Source organism: Enterococcus sp. 7F3_DIV0205 (genome assembly GCF_002141365.2).
Classification (GTDB): Bacteria; Bacillota; Bacilli; order Lactobacillales; family Enterococcaceae; genus Enterococcus_L; species Enterococcus_L palustris.
This window is the reverse complement of the sequence record NZ_CP147244.1, coordinates 2,237,215-2,254,019: the sequence shown is the minus strand read 5'-3', so window position 1 is coordinate 2,254,019 and position 16,805 is coordinate 2,237,215. Positions and strand designations below refer to the sequence as shown.

At 34.1% G+C, this 16,805-nt stretch carries 17 protein-coding genes; 14 read left to right on the top strand and 3 right to left on the bottom strand.

The window, feature by feature from the left end; all coding sequences use genetic code 11:
* Positions 1–68: 68 nt before the first annotated feature.
* The 10 genes from A5821_RS10655 to A5821_RS10610 all read left to right on the top strand — a co-directional run bounded on the left by A5821_RS10655 (position 69) and on the right by A5821_RS10610 (position 10,414).
* A complete protein-coding gene (locus A5821_RS10655; protein ID WP_086314553.1) occupies positions 69–1,133 on the top strand; it encodes a DUF916 and DUF3324 domain-containing protein in 1,065 nt (354 codons plus the stop codon).
* Between the two features lie 43 nt (positions 1,134–1,176).
* Positions 1,177–1,842, top strand: a complete 666-nt coding sequence (locus tag A5821_RS10650; RefSeq protein ID WP_086314552.1) for a hypothetical protein — start codon at positions 1,177–1,179, stop codon at positions 1,840–1,842.
* Between the two features lie 27 nt (positions 1,843–1,869).
* Positions 1,870–2,550, top strand: coding sequence for a signal peptidase I (gene lepB / locus A5821_RS10645; protein ID WP_422392077.1), 681 nt, complete (start codon positions 1,870–1,872; stop codon positions 2,548–2,550).
* 24 nt (positions 2,551–2,574) lie between these two features.
* Positions 2,575–3,147 (top strand): signal peptidase I, encoded by a 573-nt coding sequence (lepB, locus tag A5821_RS10640; protein ID WP_086314551.1) that lies wholly within the window; start codon positions 2,575–2,577, stop codon positions 3,145–3,147.
* A gap of 24 nt (positions 3,148–3,171) precedes the next feature.
* Positions 3,172–5,748, top strand: a complete 2,577-nt coding sequence (locus A5821_RS10635) for a YfhO family protein (RefSeq protein ID WP_086314550.1) — start codon at positions 3,172–3,174, stop codon at positions 5,746–5,748.
* 60 nt (positions 5,749–5,808) lie between these two features.
* Positions 5,809–6,786 (top strand): DUF5067 domain-containing protein, encoded by a 978-nt coding sequence (locus A5821_RS10630; protein ID WP_086314549.1) that lies wholly within the window; start codon positions 5,809–5,811, stop codon positions 6,784–6,786.
* 22 nt (positions 6,787–6,808) lie between these two features.
* Positions 6,809–7,546, top strand: coding sequence for a hypothetical protein (locus A5821_RS10625; RefSeq protein WP_086314548.1), 738 nt, complete (start codon positions 6,809–6,811; stop codon positions 7,544–7,546).
* A 34-nt stretch (positions 7,547–7,580) separates the two neighbouring features.
* Positions 7,581–9,275 carry a YfhO family protein gene (locus tag A5821_RS10620; RefSeq protein ID WP_170923017.1) on the top strand — a complete coding sequence of 565 codons (1,695 nt, stop codon included), beginning with the start codon at positions 7,581–7,583 and terminating at the stop codon, positions 9,273–9,275.
* 135 nt (positions 9,276–9,410) lie between these two features.
* On the top strand, positions 9,411–9,632 hold the full coding sequence (locus A5821_RS10615) for a hypothetical protein (RefSeq protein ID WP_086314546.1): 222 nt from the start codon (positions 9,411–9,413) through the stop codon (positions 9,630–9,632).
* Between the two features lie 347 nt (positions 9,633–9,979).
* The gene (locus A5821_RS10610) at positions 9,980–10,414 is read left to right on the top strand and encodes a hypothetical protein (RefSeq protein WP_086314545.1); all 435 of its coding nucleotides are present in this window, start codon (positions 9,980–9,982) and stop codon (positions 10,412–10,414) included.
* A gap of 127 nt (positions 10,415–10,541) precedes the next feature.
* Here A5821_RS10610 and A5821_RS10605 read toward each other — a convergent pair whose 3' ends face one another.
* Entirely contained in the window at positions 10,542–11,279 is a 738-nt protein-coding gene (locus A5821_RS10605; RefSeq protein ID WP_086314544.1) for a class A sortase, read from the bottom strand.
* Positions 11,280–11,549: 270 nt separating this feature from the next.
* Here A5821_RS10605 and A5821_RS10600 point away from each other — a divergent pair, with 270 nt between their 5' ends.
* Positions 11,550–12,332, top strand: coding sequence for a hypothetical protein (locus A5821_RS10600; protein ID WP_086315689.1), 783 nt, complete (start codon positions 11,550–11,552; stop codon positions 12,330–12,332).
* A gap of 60 nt (positions 12,333–12,392) precedes the next feature.
* Here A5821_RS10600 and A5821_RS10595 read toward each other — a convergent pair whose 3' ends face one another.
* Positions 12,393–13,160 (bottom strand): MurR/RpiR family transcriptional regulator, encoded by a 768-nt coding sequence (locus tag A5821_RS10595; protein ID WP_086314543.1) that lies wholly within the window; start codon positions 13,158–13,160, stop codon positions 12,393–12,395.
* Between the two features lie 216 nt (positions 13,161–13,376).
* On the opposite strand from A5821_RS10595, the gene A5821_RS10590 reads away from it, so the two are divergent.
* From A5821_RS10590 to A5821_RS10580, 3 genes are read left to right on the top strand one after another with little or no spacing between them, the layout of a single operon-like run.
* Positions 13,377–14,759 carry a glycoside hydrolase family 1 protein gene (locus A5821_RS10590; RefSeq protein ID WP_086314542.1) on the top strand — a complete coding sequence of 461 codons (1,383 nt, stop codon included), beginning with the start codon at positions 13,377–13,379 and terminating at the stop codon, positions 14,757–14,759.
* A gap of 23 nt (positions 14,760–14,782) precedes the next feature.
* Positions 14,783–16,108, top strand: a complete 1,326-nt coding sequence (locus A5821_RS10585; RefSeq protein ID WP_086315688.1) for a PTS sugar transporter subunit IIC — start codon at positions 14,783–14,785, stop codon at positions 16,106–16,108.
* A 20-nt stretch (positions 16,109–16,128) separates the two neighbouring features.
* Positions 16,129–16,371, top strand: a complete 243-nt coding sequence (locus A5821_RS10580; protein ID WP_086314541.1) for a hypothetical protein — start codon at positions 16,129–16,131, stop codon at positions 16,369–16,371.
* A gap of 24 nt (positions 16,372–16,395) precedes the next feature.
* Here the strand turns inward: A5821_RS10580 and A5821_RS10575 are convergent, their stop codons facing one another.
* Positions 16,396–16,794, bottom strand: a complete 399-nt coding sequence (locus A5821_RS10575) for a DUF1622 domain-containing protein (RefSeq protein WP_086314540.1) — start codon at positions 16,792–16,794, stop codon at positions 16,396–16,398.
* Positions 16,795–16,805: the final 11 nt, after the last annotated feature.

Below are 16,805 nucleotides of genomic sequence, written 5' to 3'. Positions count from 1 at the left end.
ATGAAATTAGTCTGCCGATCTTGAGGAGCGGCGGACTGTTTCTTAGTGAAAGAGTAGGAAGGTTAAAAATGAAAAAATTTAAATTAATTTACTTTATTTTATACATAGCTTGTTTCGGAATGACCGCAATAAATACATACGCAGCTGAAGCTGAGGATGTGGGGAATTTCAATTTTAAAATGATTCGTCCAGAGAATCAGATAGGAGATGCTGGTTATTTCAATTTGAAGATGAATCCTGGTCAAAAGCAGACTGTTCAAATTGAAATGACCAATATCACAGACAAAGAAGTCACTGTAGAAATTAAGTTAAATGGAGCTAAAACGAATTCCAACGGTGTACTTGAGTTCGGTCCAACAACGCTTAAAGATGATCCCTCTTTAAAAAATAAATTTCAAGATATTGTCAAAGGTCCAAAAACAATTAAAATTCCGGCAAAACAAAAAATTCCATTGGATTTAGATATTTCAATGCCTGCAGATTCCTATGATGGAATCATTGCTGGTGGTATTCAAATGCAAGTAAAAAAATCAGATGAACAATTAGAAAAAGAGAAAAAAGAAAAACAAATCGTTAACCGTTATGCTTATGTTTTAGGCATGGTATTAACTGAAACAGATAAAGAAGTGAAGCCAGATGTCAAATTCGAAAAATTTTATCCAGAATTGGCCAATTATCGTAACGCTATATTCGTAAATTTTTCGAATATCCAAGCGGCATTTTTGAATGATATGACGATTGATATGCAAGTGATGAAAAAAGGTTCATCCGAAGTTCTTTATGACACTAAGAAGACAAATATGAGAATGTCTCCTAATTCAATGATCGATTTTCCAGTTGAAATGAATGGTGAACGTATGGAAGCCGGCGAATACACAGGGCATGTCCTTGTGACTAGTGGTGATCAAAAATGGGAATGGTCAAATGATTTTAAGATTACAAAAGAAGAAGCAGACAAATACAATGCACAAGATGTCACTTTAGTACAAGAGCAGGGGATTGATTGGAAACTAATTGCGCTGATCATAGGTGGAGTTATTCTTGTTATAGGGGTTATCTTTGTCATCGTTCGTGTCATCTCTCAAAAAAAAGCTGCTTCTAAAAAAAGAAAAAAGAAAAATAAAAAGAAATGACAGTAAAAATTCTATATTTGTTAGTTAGAGGAGGACAAGTAGAGTGAGTATATTAGATTGGCTATTTATCTTAATGTTATCAACTTCTGTTCTTTTCCTCTTTTTTGGATTGATTTGTCTTATCTTATCGATAAGCAAGCAAAAAAAATTTAATTCGCTGAAGAGTAAGAAAATTAGAAATAAACAGAAAAAGAAAAAAATCAAACGAATGCTTTCGAGAATCAAGAAACAACAAAGGAAAAATACACAAACAAGTCTACTGTTATTTGTTCTAGCTGCTGCAACGTTGAGTGGAGGAATCTATGCTCGCCATTATCAACAAACACATCTAGAAACAGAAGATGCTAATGCTATTGTACAAAGTTATTTTTTAGTTGAAGAAATAGAAAAAGATTTACAAGGCCTTTCTGAGGGCAGTGATGCTGGGAGAGTGAATGAGAAGCTAGCTGATATGACCTCTTTAATGATTACTTATGGAAATAAAAACGCCTTTGGTGGGTTGAGCACAGACGGTCAAAAGAAGTTGAATCGTTACTATGCGCTAGTGCGTGAGTTTGGTGTGAATCTAAGTAACCGTACACTTGAAAATTTAAATGATTCTACATATGTCTCTAACTATCTAGAAGATATCAAGAAAATTAAAAAAAGCCAAAAACAAATTTTTGAAGTCTTTAAAGTGAATGAATCTGCATTAAAACAAAAGAAATAGTTTTAAAGAAAGTATCAGGAACAGACAATGACAAAATCAAAAAGAAAGAAACCATCATCAAACGAAAGAATACGGACCACCTCGAAAAAAACTAGAAATCACCATAAAAGAAAAGCAACTGCTGTTAGAAAAAAAACAACTAGATATGGAAGAAAGCGAAAGAGAAAAAACTATAAAAAGATTATGTTAGAACTGACGATCACTCTCATTATTTCTAGCATTCTGTTTTTACTGTTGAGTTTTTTTACATTTTCACTACCAAAAATGGAAGGCTATTCTATGATGACCACTTTGGAAGATAGAGATAGGTTATTTGTAAATAAATTAGGTGCAGTGAAACGTTTTAGTTTAGTTTATTACAAAGACCCAGTAAGTGGAGCCAAATCTATTCGACGGATTATAGGATTGCCTTTTGAATCGCTTTATTATAAAAACGATCAGTTATTTATCAATGACACAGAGACTGTCGAGCGTTTTATAGACAAACAGTTAACCACATCAAAAAACAGCAATAGTACTTTCACCAAAGATTTTTCGTTGAATGAAGTATTAGGAAACTTGCAAGTTCCAAAAGGAAAATATTTTGTTTTGGGAGATAATCGCTCCTACGCGACAGATAGTCGAACTTTTGGTTATATAGACGAAAAAGACATCATTGGAGTCATTGAGTTGAGAATTTTCCCATTACATCGGATGACTCATTTTTAATTAGGGAAGAAAGGAAAAAGAACAATGTATAAAGAGAAAAAGAAAATATTATTGCTCTTTAGAAATAAAACTAAGTTTTTCTCCTTCTTCTTTATGATAGTTTGTCTTTGTTTTTTGATTTTTGTAAAAACACATCAAGTGGATGGACATTCTATGCAGCCCACATTAACAAATGGGGATCGAATTTTAGTACTGAAAGGGAAAAAAATGACATCCCATGATCTAATTACTTTTAACCCCAAAGATGATCCGCGAAAGATATATGTGAAAAGGGTCATTGGAGTTCCTGGCAATGAGATTCGGATTGATGAGAAACGCTTGACTATTGTGACTACTAGTAATCAAGATGAAAAAAAGAAACCGCTATTCGACGGCGACTTAGCAAGTGGAATCACTGAAGTATCGGTAACAAAAGAGGTTTCTCGGCTATTAGAACATATGACAACAATACCCGAAGACAAATATTTTGTTTTAGGAGATAATCGCAATGATTCTAGGGATAGTCGGCAATTAGGATTGATCGATCGGTCGCAAATAGAAGGAATCGTGGTCTATCGTTATTATCCCATATCTAAAATGGGATTTTTAAATGAATAAATTGTAGAGATAAGTGAGGTAACTATGGAAAAACTCAAAAAATTTATGAGAGTAAATTGTTGGTCAATGTTAGCAAGTGTTATTGTTCCTATACTAGTTTTAGCGTGGGTTTACTTTCAGCAAGGCATTTATTTAGGAAGTGAAACGACACTCTTAGCTAGTGATGCTTTTGCGCAATTTTCCAACTTTTACGCTAGTTTTAATAACATGTTACATGGAAAACAGGATATTTTTTATACTTGGTACGGTTCTTTAGGATTAAATTACTGGGCTTTGATGAGTTATTACTTAAATGGAGTGTTTACTCCGATTGTCTTTTTCTTTGACAATTTACATATACCAGATGCCATGTATGTTATTACGTTACTAAAATTTGGCTGTATGGGACTTAGTTTTTTTATTTTTGCTCACTATACCTTTAAAGTACCTCAATGGATAAAAGTGGGTTTGAGTGTTAGCTATGCGTTAATGAGTTATGGTATTGCTTATTCACCAATGATTATGTGGTTAGATGCCTTGATTTATTTACCATTAATCGTTTTAGGTATTCACCGTTTAATGGATAAAAAAAAGCCTACATTGTTGTTTATCAGCTATCTTTTCTTATTTTTATCAAACTTTTATATGGCATTTATGGTAGGGATCTTTACATTTTTATACTTTTTTGCAAGAAGTTTTACAAAATGGGGACAGTATAAAAAATCGATTTCCATGTATTTAATCACCTCTATTCTTGCTGGATGTACGTCGATGATCACGATTTTACCTACTATTTTCGATTTAAGTAATAATGGAGAAGGTTTAACAGAGATCAATCGGTGGATAACACCAGATGTAGGTACATGGGATATGGTCGTGAAGAGTATGAGCGCGGTGTATGATACTTCTAAATATGAGGCTGCGCCATTCTTTTATGTGGGTATTTTACCGTTGCTATTTTGTCTTTTTTATTTTGTAACGAAACGAGTGTTACTACAGGAAAAAATTATTTATGGAAGTTTAGGCATTTTTTTGGTAGCAAGCATCTATATTCAGCCATTAAACTTATTCTGGCACGGATTACATTCGCCAAATATGTTTCTTTTTCGATTTAGTTTTTTATTCTCCTTTTTTATTTTGCTCTTTGCTGGTTACGGTATTGAGAAGATGGAAAAACAAGAGCTGAATCGACTTGTGAATATAGGAATCGTTCTGCTGGTCATCTTTACTAGTGCATACATTTTTTCTAATAAAAAAAGATATGACTATATCACAAGAGAGTCACTGATTTTATCATTATTCTTTTTAGCAGTGTATGTTGGTCTTTGTGTTGTGTACTATACAAAAATCAACTATCGGAAATTTCTTCCTGCAGTAGTATTGATTATAGTAGGAATCGAATTAGTATTTAATGCACAAGCTATGATTGCTGGAGTTAGAAAAGACTGGAATTATCCTAAAAGAGAACTATATACAGAATATTATCAAGATATTAAGACATTGACTGATGAGACGCATTCATTGACACCTGGTTTTTATCGAATGGCGAATGTTGATCCTATTTCTCATAATGAGAGTTTTAATTATGGATATAGCGGTGTTTCGATGTTTTCATCAATTAGAAACCGTCATTCATCTAGTTATATGAATCAACTAGGATTTCGTTCAACAGGGACAAATCTGAATATCGATTATAAGAATAATACAATTTTGATGGACGCATTGTTAGGAATCAAATATAACATTGGTAGAGAATCACCTATGAAATATGGGTTTAATAACATTAAAAATAGCGGCAGTTATGATTTGTATGAAAATCAATATGTTTTACCTTTAGGAATCTTGACGGACAAAGGTATTTATAAAAAAGAAGCTTTTCAAAATCAAGAGAGTTTAATTAAGCATTTGGCTGAAAGCAAACAACCACTTTTTTATTTTAAAGAGCCAAAAGAAGTCAACAAGGAAAACTTGATTGTGCAACAAGAGGGAGATATTTTATATCTTTCAGAAGAAAAGCCATCTGCAGACAAAATCATGACCTGGTCGGTCGATGTACCAGCACATTCTCAAGCCTATCTGAATCTACTTGTGGAAAATAGTGGAGCTATGCGTGATGCGGTAGCAGAAGTAACCGTTAATGGTATTAGCAGGGCATCTGATATGCCTAGAACAGGGCAATATTATAATTTGGGCTATTATGAAAAAGCCACAACGATAACCGTAAAAGTTGCTTTTCGAGGTGTTTCTGTTGTGAAAATGCTGCGGCCGGATACGTTAATATTGAACACTGAAAACTTTAAGTCCATGATTCAATCTGCTCAAAGGAAAGGAGTAGAGTTTGAAGGGAAAGGAAGAAAGCTAAAAACAAGCATCAATTCGACAAAAGAAAATGTACTCTTTACAACAATTCCTTATGATTCAGGTTGGAAAGCTTATCTGGATGGAAAAGAAGTACCAATAAAAGCTGTAGAAGAAGCTTTTTTAGCTGTCACGGTGCCAGCTGGTGAGCATGAGTTATCACTAGTATTTCTTCCGCAAGGATTCACTATAGGAGCTAGTTTATTTGTTATTTGTCCGATCTTATTTTTATTGTTTGTTTGGAGCCAATCTCGAAAAAAATGAAGTAAAAGGAAGGGTTTAGTTGATTGTTTTCACTTCAACTGAAATAGAAAGGATTAACGAATGAAACGTACGTATAGAAAAATCTTTATGATCTGTTTTTTTATGATTTTGTTGACAGGTTGCTCAAAGAACTTGTCTAAAGAAGCGACGACATTTTCTGGTCAAGGAGTAACCTATGAAATTAATTTGCCTTCCTCATGGAAAACAGATGAGGCGGGGAAAGAAGCATATAATCGGCAAGCAGTATATGGGGGAGAAGACACTAAAAGTAATTCCCATGTATTTATTTTGACGTATTTAAAATCAGAAGTAAACCGTCAAGATTTTGCCAAAAAGACTAGGGTTGAATTGCAAAAGCGATACAATTACAAAGAATTGTCTGGTGTATATATGCAAGAGTATCAAATTAATAAACAGCCAGCGGTAAAATACACTCTAAATACTAAATTTAAGGACAAAGATGTTTGGGCACATTTTTATTATGTCGAAACTAGCCATGGTTTTGTAGAAATGATTTTTTATTCTGCAAATGATGGCGATTATAAAGAAAGATCTAAAATAATCGATGCTAGTGTGGAAACTTTAGTTGAAAAAGATGCTAAGGCAGGGGATTCATTGACTACTGAACAAACTGAAGACTCTGAAGGTGGAGATGAAATAAAAATTGAAAATGAAAACATGTCTATTTTGATTGATGGAGTAATGAAATTGCCAGATGGAGATAAAAATTCTCTTTTAGTGATTCGCTATCGATTCACCAATAAAAAAGAAGAAGCCATGATTCCTGAGGAAAACCAAAAACTGATCACTGCTACGCAAGCTGAACAAGTATTGACTAAAGGAAATCTTTCAAAAGAAAATCCTGAATTAGATGTCAAGGAGCTGATTAAAAAAGGCGCGGAACCTGTTGAGAAAGACCAGATGGTAGAGGCGGCATTTGTTTATGAATTAGCAAATGATGATAAGCGAGTTGTATTGAACTTTTCAAAAGAAGAATTTAAAGATCATCCAGCACAACCTATTGATTTACCAGAATAATGACTGTTAGAGAGGATAAGTTATGAAAAAAAAATTAAAAATGGTGCTGTTTGTCCTTCTGATTCTTATGTTAAGTGGATGTACAGCATCCAACGGTCATGACATTTTGAATGCAAAAGACAAACCTTTAACATGGCAAGGAGAAAAAGAAAAACCATTTGGGAAATTTGAGTATAGAAAGTTAGATGAAAAAGAAGTAAAAAAATTACTGAAAGAAAAATTTTCAGTAGAACTACCAAGCTACTATAAGGATATTCAAATTGTCTTTGATAAGCATTTTGTGACAGCGAATACTCATTTAGCGCCAACCGAGTATTCAATAACAACAGATGGAGAAAGTCTTTATTTTAGAGGAATCAATAAGTATTATCAGCAAGATGAATTGAAAATATTTACTTATATCGATTTTGACTACCAGTTTGACCAGAAAAAAAAGCTAGTTACATTAAAAAATCAAACATTGACGATTTCAAATCCATCTAAAGAAAGACAATTACCTAAAAATGATCTAGATGAAACAATCAAGGATGTTAGTAGTTTAATAAATATAAGTCTTGGAAAAAATTTGGATGACCTTCATGCGTTGATGAAGAAAGATAAAGGAAAGCTAAAAGGTTCTGTTTTACAAGTTTATGAAAACATTGAAGCGGCTAAAGACGCTAATGAACTACAAAAATCGATAGCTGTAGAACTTGATAATGAGGAACATATCAATCAATTATATTTCTATATCACGGATGTAATTGATGAAAACATATAGAAGAAATATAAAAAAAAGAGTAGGGGGGGATAAATTGAAATCTATTAAACAAAAGAAAACTCTTTTTCTCCTATTACTATATAGTCTGTTCTTAGCCTTGAGTATCAGCAGTATTTATCTATCAATGATTCATCAACAACAACTATTTTTAGGGGATGACATTCAGTTTCATCTAGGGCGTATTGAAGGATTAAAGATGTCGATATTAAGTGGAGACTACTTTCCTAAAATCAATTACTTTTTCTTGAATGGTATGGGGTATGCCTCGAATATTTTTTATCCAGATTTACTTCTATACCCCGCTGCATTACTAAGACTAACAGGATTAACGATCGCTCAATCATATGTCGTCTATCTAATCGGAATCAATTTTCTAACGTTTGTTATAAGTTACCATTCTTTTCATTTGTGGAGTAGAAATAGACAAAAAAGTATATTATTTGCATTGCTTTATAGTTTAGCTTCTTATCGTATAAGTGATGTGATTTTTAGGGCAGCTTTGGGAGAAGTTTTAGCGTTAATGATTCTTCCAATCGCATTTATTGGATTGTTGAAAATTGTTAATGAAGACTACAAGCAATTTTACTTTTTGATGATCGGAATGACATTGATGTTTGCTAGCCACTTGATTACAGCTTTTATCTTTTGTTTGTTTATCATCGTATTTTTGCTTTTAAACTGGAAAAAATTAATACAGGAGAAACAAAGGATATTGTATTTGGTCATTACCGCATTTAGTACACTTTGCTTAGTTGCTATGTATTTCTTTCCCATGCTGGAGCAACTGCAATTTCAAAAATTAATGGTGCAAACAGATCCGATGTTTTATTTAGAAAAAACAGCTCGTCCGTTATCCTATTATTTAAAAAATGCATGGCAGAATATCGGGTTTAATAATTTAGGAATCTTTAATTTTATTATGATGGCTGTCTTTTTGTTCAAGGGAAAAAAACGTTCATTAACAGGGAAACAATTATTGTTTATTAGTTATCTATTTTTATTTTTATCTACCAGTTATTTTCCTTACCGCTTGTTTAATCAGACGCTACTAAATAGTATTCAATTTCCTTGGCGTTTCTTTACGATCGTAACATTGTGCATGAGCTGGCTTATTAGCGAAGAATTAGAGCAGTTGCTTCCGCAAAAAAAGATAATTCAACGATCGTACTTACCTGTAATTGGGTTACTACTTTTTACTTCATGCCTCTTTTATCAGGTGGGATTAAAAACAACAATGTTTGAAAAAGGTCGGCATGTTCCTTATTCGTTTTTTGCAAAAGTAAATCCGGAGATAGTGGGATATGGGCGTGAATATTTGCCTAGTGGTTTTAAATATATGATGAATCCTCACGAGTTAATCATTGAACCATCTTCATCTAAGGTTAATAATCTAAAGCGAAATTATGATGCCATGACACTGGATTTTCAAGAAACGAAAAAAACAAGGTTGCTCTTTCCGATTGTTTATTATAAAGGATATCAAGTAGAAGTGGAAGGTCAAGCTACCGTTAGCCAAATAAAGAAAAGCGAGATTCCGTATGGTTTTTGCGAAGTAGAGGTGAATGGGACTGGACGCTTAACTTTTAAATATGAAGGAACTACAATTCAAAGAGTATCTTCTGTCGTGACGCTTGTATCCGCGTTATGCCTATCCGTCTACATTATAAAACTAAATAGTCATAGTTTGAATAAACAAAATGGCGAAAAGAATAAGGGCAGTACAACGTGAAGATCAAATTGCTTAGATGAATCTCAGACCATAGATGGATGTATCTCTCAAGAAAAAAAAGTACAATGAAATAGTAGAAAAAAGACAAAGAGAGATACCACTAAATAAAGTCAAAAGAGATTGGGGAAATGAGTTATGAAGCGTTTGTATAAAACAGTAGTATTTGAGATGAGTGTATATTATGGGGTGCTAGCAATCGTTATGCCGTTGATTTATGCTGTTACTAATCACATATCATTCATTTCTGTATTCAGCTTAGAATGGCTTGCTGTCACGTTATTTATGTACCCAATCGTGTTAATCTTATCAATGATCCGCTATAGTTATTACCGAATGAAAAAAATGAGTCACTTTTAACCAAAAAGATCAGAGCATTCAATCAACAAAGAATGTTTTGATCTTTTTTGGTATGGAATAGTCGATTCTAAAAACTATTCAGCAGTTTATTAGCTAAGATATCCATGTATTTATAAAGGTTTATAGGATAATTAATCATTGAATATTGAATAAAAAAACATATAAATATAATTTAAAAAGTGTTTGATGGTATTTTTTTCTCTATTCTATGGTGATTCAATTTATTTTTTTGTTCTTTTAATTATTTTTTGATTTTAAGGGTAAAAATAAACTAATAAAATGTAAAAAATATATTGATTTCGAGCATGTTTTTTGATATTATTAAAAAAGAAAAAGGAGGTGAAATAATGAAAAAAATTATTGTTATTTTAGGTTTGATTTCTCTTTTTGGCTTAGGTAATCTTGCGTTATTACCGAGTCAAGCACAAGCAGCTGTAAAAGTTTCTGAGACTATTCCTGCACGTCGTGGACAGTATTTTTCTGCGAATGATGTGAATAATAGTAGAGCGGTTAATTCTGAATTAGTAGTATTAAAATTAACTAAAAAGAATGCTAATTTTGATTTAGTTGTTGGTGAATTTGACTTTTTTGGTGGTGCAGGTTTTAATAACTTCGAAAAAGCTAAATTAGAACCAGTCGTTGTACCTGGAAATGTAACTTTAACAGGTTTTTACAATGTGAAAAACTATAAAGTTTCAAAAGGAAAATGGTTTATGTTTGCTTATGTAGATAAGAGCGGGACGATTAAGGATTACTTTTTCTTGACTCCTGAAAAATATTAAACTGTTTTAGAGCCGAAAAAAACACGGAGCGATTATCAGAGAAATCTGATGATTGCTCTTTTTTTTGCTAAAAAATAGAGGATAAAACCAGAACTAGCCGATTTTATCCTCTATTTGTAAGCCTATATTACAAGGTTAATTGTTCCATATTAAACGCATCTGTCATAGCTTGTGTAGCTTTTTTCATCGGTGTTACGGACTCTAATTCACCTTGAACGGCAATACGTGTTGTAGCGTACATATCACCACACGTAATTAAAGTAATCATCTTTTTACCTGGAACATCATCGATCAACTCTACTCTAGAAGGATCGATTTTTTCTACATAAGTGATTTTATATGTATAAACATTATTTAAATCAGTCGTATAAATTAATTCCCCTGGTTTTGAATACTCCAATGGTGAGAATAAAGAAATCATATCCTGCACTCGATGACTGGCTAGAGCGTAATTTCCTTTACCCATTTCTTGGTCAGGTTTCATTGTCCCTGCACCAGTTAATAAAACAACATTGTCTAGTCCTCTAAAAATCGGTAAGTTGATTTTTACATCCGGCAATGCGACTGCACCAACAACTGGCAGGTTCTTATTAGCTAGCTGGGCTTTTAGAACTGCTTCTGTACTGAGAGATTCAACTGCTTCAAAGTCAAAAGAAGTGTCCGTTTGATTATTTTTTGCAACGATTTCAGGTGTCAATTTCTCCACGGCATATTCTTTTCCGTTTTGTTGAATCAACCAATTTCTGATTTGTGTATTAAAAACTAAAGCTAAACCAACAATCAATAATAAGAATAGGAAGATGTTGATCAGCCAATTTCTTTTTCTTGATTTTTTCTTTTTAGGGCGTTCTTTTCTTGAGGCCATAAGCTTCCTCCTTTTTTTATTTAAGTGTATCATAAAACAATTTGAAACCCTAGTTTAAAATCTTTATTTTTTTATAAATATGATTATTTAAAAGGAACCTTAAAAATACAGCGTTTGCTCATTATTTTTTAGCATATATCTGCTAACTGATGTAGAAAGTGAGCACTTTTTAACTCTTTGTAACTGAATCTTAAAATAAAAGACACAAGCTTTTCTTTACGAAATATTGTAGAATGTAATAGAAGACAAATGATGGGGGTGATGGAACAAATGTTGGACTTGATTTATGTACATATTGATATGACAAGTAACGCAGTATTATCAAAAGGGATCACACATACGGACTTTACCCGCTCCATTGTTCATCACCCTAAGAATCTGCTCTTACTAAATCCTTCGGCAGAAGAAGGAGAGTATGATATGCATAGTGGATTGAAGATTATCCGTGGACAAGAGAACGTAGATCAATATTTTGCGACTGCTCATCGGCGGAAAATGAATGAAGAGATCAAATGGATCGACTTCTCAGATGTGACAATGCTTAAAGAATTGACGCCTTTGGAAATTTCAGAGCTTCTTTATTTTGGGCATATGAAAACAAGTCTGCACTCACCTTTCTTTTATAAATTACAAAATGATTTTGTCTTTTTTGAATTTGTTGATCATATGACAAGGGTCTATTATCGTTATATTGATGAGTTTTATCGAATTTTAGCGGATAAGATCACTCGAGTGATTTTGGAGAAAGTCAATGATCGCAAAACGTTTTTCAAAAGAGGAATTCCAGTTGAGAAGCTAGATGGTGAATTATTAAAAGAAATGAAGCCGATTTTACAAGAAGGTGTTGTTTTTTGCTTTGATCAGATGGATATCAAAGGCAAAGAATATCATATTCCAATACATGTAGTAGAAGATTCTTTATGGAAAACCAAAAACTTTGCCTACCGAAATGAACCAGTGATTGCGATTTTGATTTACAATACAGCGAAACGCACATGGCGCCTGATGCAGGAAGATGAGTTTGGCTTTGCTGAGTTACCAAGGCAGGCATAATATAGAAAAAACAAGCAAGAGAAAGTGACAAACTTTTTCTTGCTTGTTTTTTTGTTTACTTTAGATATTTTTCTGTAATCGTAAACGTTTAGCGATTTTTTCAATCAGAAAAAGTGCAGGTAACTGTGAAGTTAACTCAATCGTTTTATCATGATTGTCACTAGTTTTATAAATAGTTTCACGATTGATAGTATAAGGAATATTCAAGTCGGACATACGGCTGATAGTTGAACTGTCGCTATTCGTGATCGAAATGATCGGGCATTTTTTTGTATTTAAGCGTTTGATATAATGAATGATTTCTTGTGTTTCACCAGTAACGGAAAGGGCGATTACGCAAGTCCGAGTTAATATATCATCTGGAAACCACTCGATCGGATAGTTAGAAGGATCTTCAATGCGTAAAGCCGTTTGAGATAAGTTAGTGAAATAAAGAGAACCATAAGCGGCAATCGGCTCAGATGATCCGGAACCAAGGAAAAGAACTAATCCTTTATCGGATAATAATTGAACTGCCTGATCAATTTTGTGATCGAGAAAGGGTTCATTGACACGTTCCAGAAAATGAATATGTTGGGTTTCATCTACATCTGCGATTTGAGCTTGGTTGAGCGATTCATAGTATAACTGAAGCTTTACCTTAAACTCAGAAAAACCATTGCATTCAAATTTGTGACAAAAACGTAAAATGCTTGCAGTACTAGTGTGTGTTTCATCTGCTAAATCTCTGATCCGCATATAAGTGACGATCTTCAAATGATTGGCGATGTAGTGGTAGATCTCGTATTCTAAAGGGTTTAAATCAGGAACATAGTCTAAAAAAAGCATAGCGTCCTCCTTGTGGTTACAAACTGTGACAAAATTGTGAAAAATGACAAAAAGCGTTACTTATCACAAAGGAATGAAAGCGCATAACAAAACATTATAATCAATGCTATACTCCAATTATAGATTGTGAAAGCGCAATCTGCAAGGTGGTATGGTAAGAAATAGCAAATGCCTGCCAAGTAGTCAAATTTAGTTTAAGAAGTGGAGGAACGGTGGATGAATAAAACATTTCCAAAAACATTTTTCTGGGGAGCAGCGTCTAGTGCAACACAAGCAGAAGGGCGACAATCTGGGGATGGTAAAGGGGAAAATATTTGGGATTATGCATCAAAAGAATACAATCATCGCTTTTATGATGGAGTTACGACAGAAAATACTTCTTTGTTTTATCGCGATTATCAACAAGACATTCAAAAAATGCAGGATATTTCTTTTAACTCATTTCGGACATCGTTATCTTGGTCACGTTTGATACCAAATGGTACAGGTGCAGTCAATCCGGAAGCGGTCACGTTTTACAATGGCATGATCGATGAATTGATTGCCAAAGGCATAGAGCCGTTTATCAATCTGTATCATTTCGATATGCCGATGGTGCTTCAGGAAAAAGGCGGATTTGAGAGTAAAGAAGTGGTCGATGCATACAAACAATACGCTAAAACTTGCTTTGAGTTATTTGGGGATCGAGTGAAGTATTGGTTTACTTTCAATGAACCGATGATTCCAGCAGAAGCAGGGTATCTGCATGATCGTCATTATCCTTATGTTGTTGATTTTAAACGGGCAGCGAATGTGTTGCACAATATTATTTTAGCCCATTGTGAAGCAGTTGGGGTTTATCGTGAAATGAATTTGGCTGGGAGAATTGGAATTATTATGGATGTGATACCTGTTTATCCCCGCAGCCAAAATCCAGCAGATTTATATGCTGCTGAAATGGCCGATTTGTTTTATACGAAAAGTGTCAATGATGCTATTTTGAAAGGAAAGTATCCAGAACGTTTGAGAGAAGTTTTAGAAGAATATGACCAACTGCCCAATGTGACAAAAGCGGATCTTGACCTTATTGCATCTACAAGAATTGATTTGCTAGGAATCAATTATTATCGACCAAGAAGAGTCAAAGCCAAGGAATGCCTGCCAAATCCTCAAGGTGTGTTTTCACCAGAATGGTTCTTTGATGAGTACGTAATGCCAGGTAGACGAATGAACACGTCACGTGGAATCGAGATTTATCCTAAAGGAATTTATGACATTGCTAAAAAAATTCAGACAGAATATGGCAATATTGATTGGTTTGTTTCTGAAAATGGAATCGGGATCGAAGGTGAAGAAGCCTTTATTGAAGCGGGAATGGTTCAAGATGATTATCGGATCGACTTTTTGAAAGAACATTTGACGTATTTGAATCAAGCGATGGAGGAAGGAAGTAATTGTTTAGGCTATCATATGTGGACGTTTGTAGACTGTTGGTCGTGGGGCAATGCGTATAAAAATCGTTATGGTTTTTATCGAATAGATCTAGCGACAGGAGCCAAAACAGTGAAAAAATCAGGTTTATGGTTTAAAGAATTGATTGAAAATAATGGATTTGATTAAAGAAAGGATGACTGATTCTTATGATGAAAACGCTGGATAGTTTAGCGATGAAACTATTACCGATTGCAAATGCGATCGGTAATCAGAGGCATCTACAAGCGATTAGAAATGGTTTGATCTCGATTCTCCCCTTAACGATCGTTGGCTCGTTTTTCACGATTTTGTTAAATCTACCAATTCCTGGATATTCTGAAATGATTGCACCATACTTAGCTGCGTTAGATGTTCCATTTCGTTTTACGGTTGGTTTGATGTCCTTGTATGCAGCATTTACGATTGGTTCGTTTCTTGGGAATACGTATAAATTGGATAAAATCACTAGTGGTTTTCTTTCGATGCTAGCAACACTTCTAATGGTCATGCCGATCAATCTTCAAGAAGGTGTAGATATCGCCGGAAATGAAGTAGCAGGTGGCCGTTATATCCCAATTACACCACTTGGCTCACAAGGGTTGTTTGGCGCGATTGTAGCAGCGCTGATTTCAGTTGAGATTTATCGTTTTACAAAGGAGAAGAAGCTAGAAATCAAAATGCCAGAAGGGGTTCCTCCTGTTGTTGGCGAGTCATTTGCAGCGTTGTTGCCAACATTATTAGTGATTTTGGTTTTCTGGATTCCTCGTCATTTCTTTAACTTCAATTTAAACGATCTACTGAGTGTAGCGATTTCACCTTTGAAAGTCTTTTTGACCGGCAATAATCTTTTGGGCGGTATTATTACTCAATTTATGATTTGTTTATTCTGGGCTTTAGGCATTCATGGTCATGCTGTTTTAGGACCGATCATTCGTCCCTTTTGGGATCAAGCGATTATTGAAAATGCGGAGTTATTTCAAAATGGGACGAGTGCTTTTCAATTGCCAAATATTTTTACGGAACAATTTTATCAATGGTACGCGCAAATGGGCGGAACTGGGGCAACATTAGCACTTGTTTTCTTATTCTTATTCTCTAAATCAAAGTATTTAAAGCAATTAGGTAAATTATCGATTTTACCAGGAATTTTCAATATCAATGAGCCTGTGATTTTTGGAACGCCGATCGTGATGAATCCACTGCTTGCGATTCCCTTTATTACGGTTCCAATCGTGAATACTATTTTGGTTTATATCGTTACCGCTCTTGGCTGGATGCCGAAAATGATGGTGAAACCGCCGTTTTCGATCCCAGCACCTTTAGGAGCATTGATTACTTCTAATTGGAATTGGGTAGCGTGTGTGATGGTTTTTGTTTGTTTTGCGGTTTCGTTAGCAATTTATTATCCATTCTTTAAAATGTTTGAAAAAATTCAAGTTGAGCAAGAGCAGCAAGTTGAACAAGAAGAAACTGTTGCGACAAGTGAAGGGGTTTGACGTAAAGAGGAGGCGAATAAATGATTTACGCTATTAGTGGCTGTATTATATTTGGCACACATTATTTATTGAAAGAGAATCAATGGTTACTTAAAAAGAAACTATGGCAGTTGATTTTTGGTGCCATCTTGATAGTTGGCGTCGCAGTTTTATTAAGTACGTGGATTGGTTCATTATTTCCAGTTATTGGCGTAACATTGGTGTGTGCCACAATGCTTCAAATCAAGTATACGCATCAAGTAGTTAGTCAACGGTTAGGGTAGAAAAAAAGACAAGCGGATACAAAATCAGCTTGTCTTTTTTTCTTCGATCTCATTTTCTTTATCTTTCAACGCGTCTTCAATTTCTTTATGCAAGAAATAAGAGATTACTGTTCGAATCACTACTAAAATCGCCAGCTTTAAAATATCTTGGAATGTTGGTTTAATGATCGATTCAATAATATCGGCAGCAATTAGAATTTCTAGGCTTAGTAGAATATAGCTGCCTAGAAAGCTTTTGATAAAATTATTTTGTCGAGCCATAACGATCCGATTTCGATCTGTTCGCTCACTTTTTAGAAAATCAATGCCAGCCATAATGACGCCCCAAATCAAAACAACGATAGAAAAAATATTCAACGCCAAAATGAAGAGGTCAAAGAAGGGAATCAAGTTTTCCATGATGTTTTGGGCTAGATCATGCATTTAGTGTACCT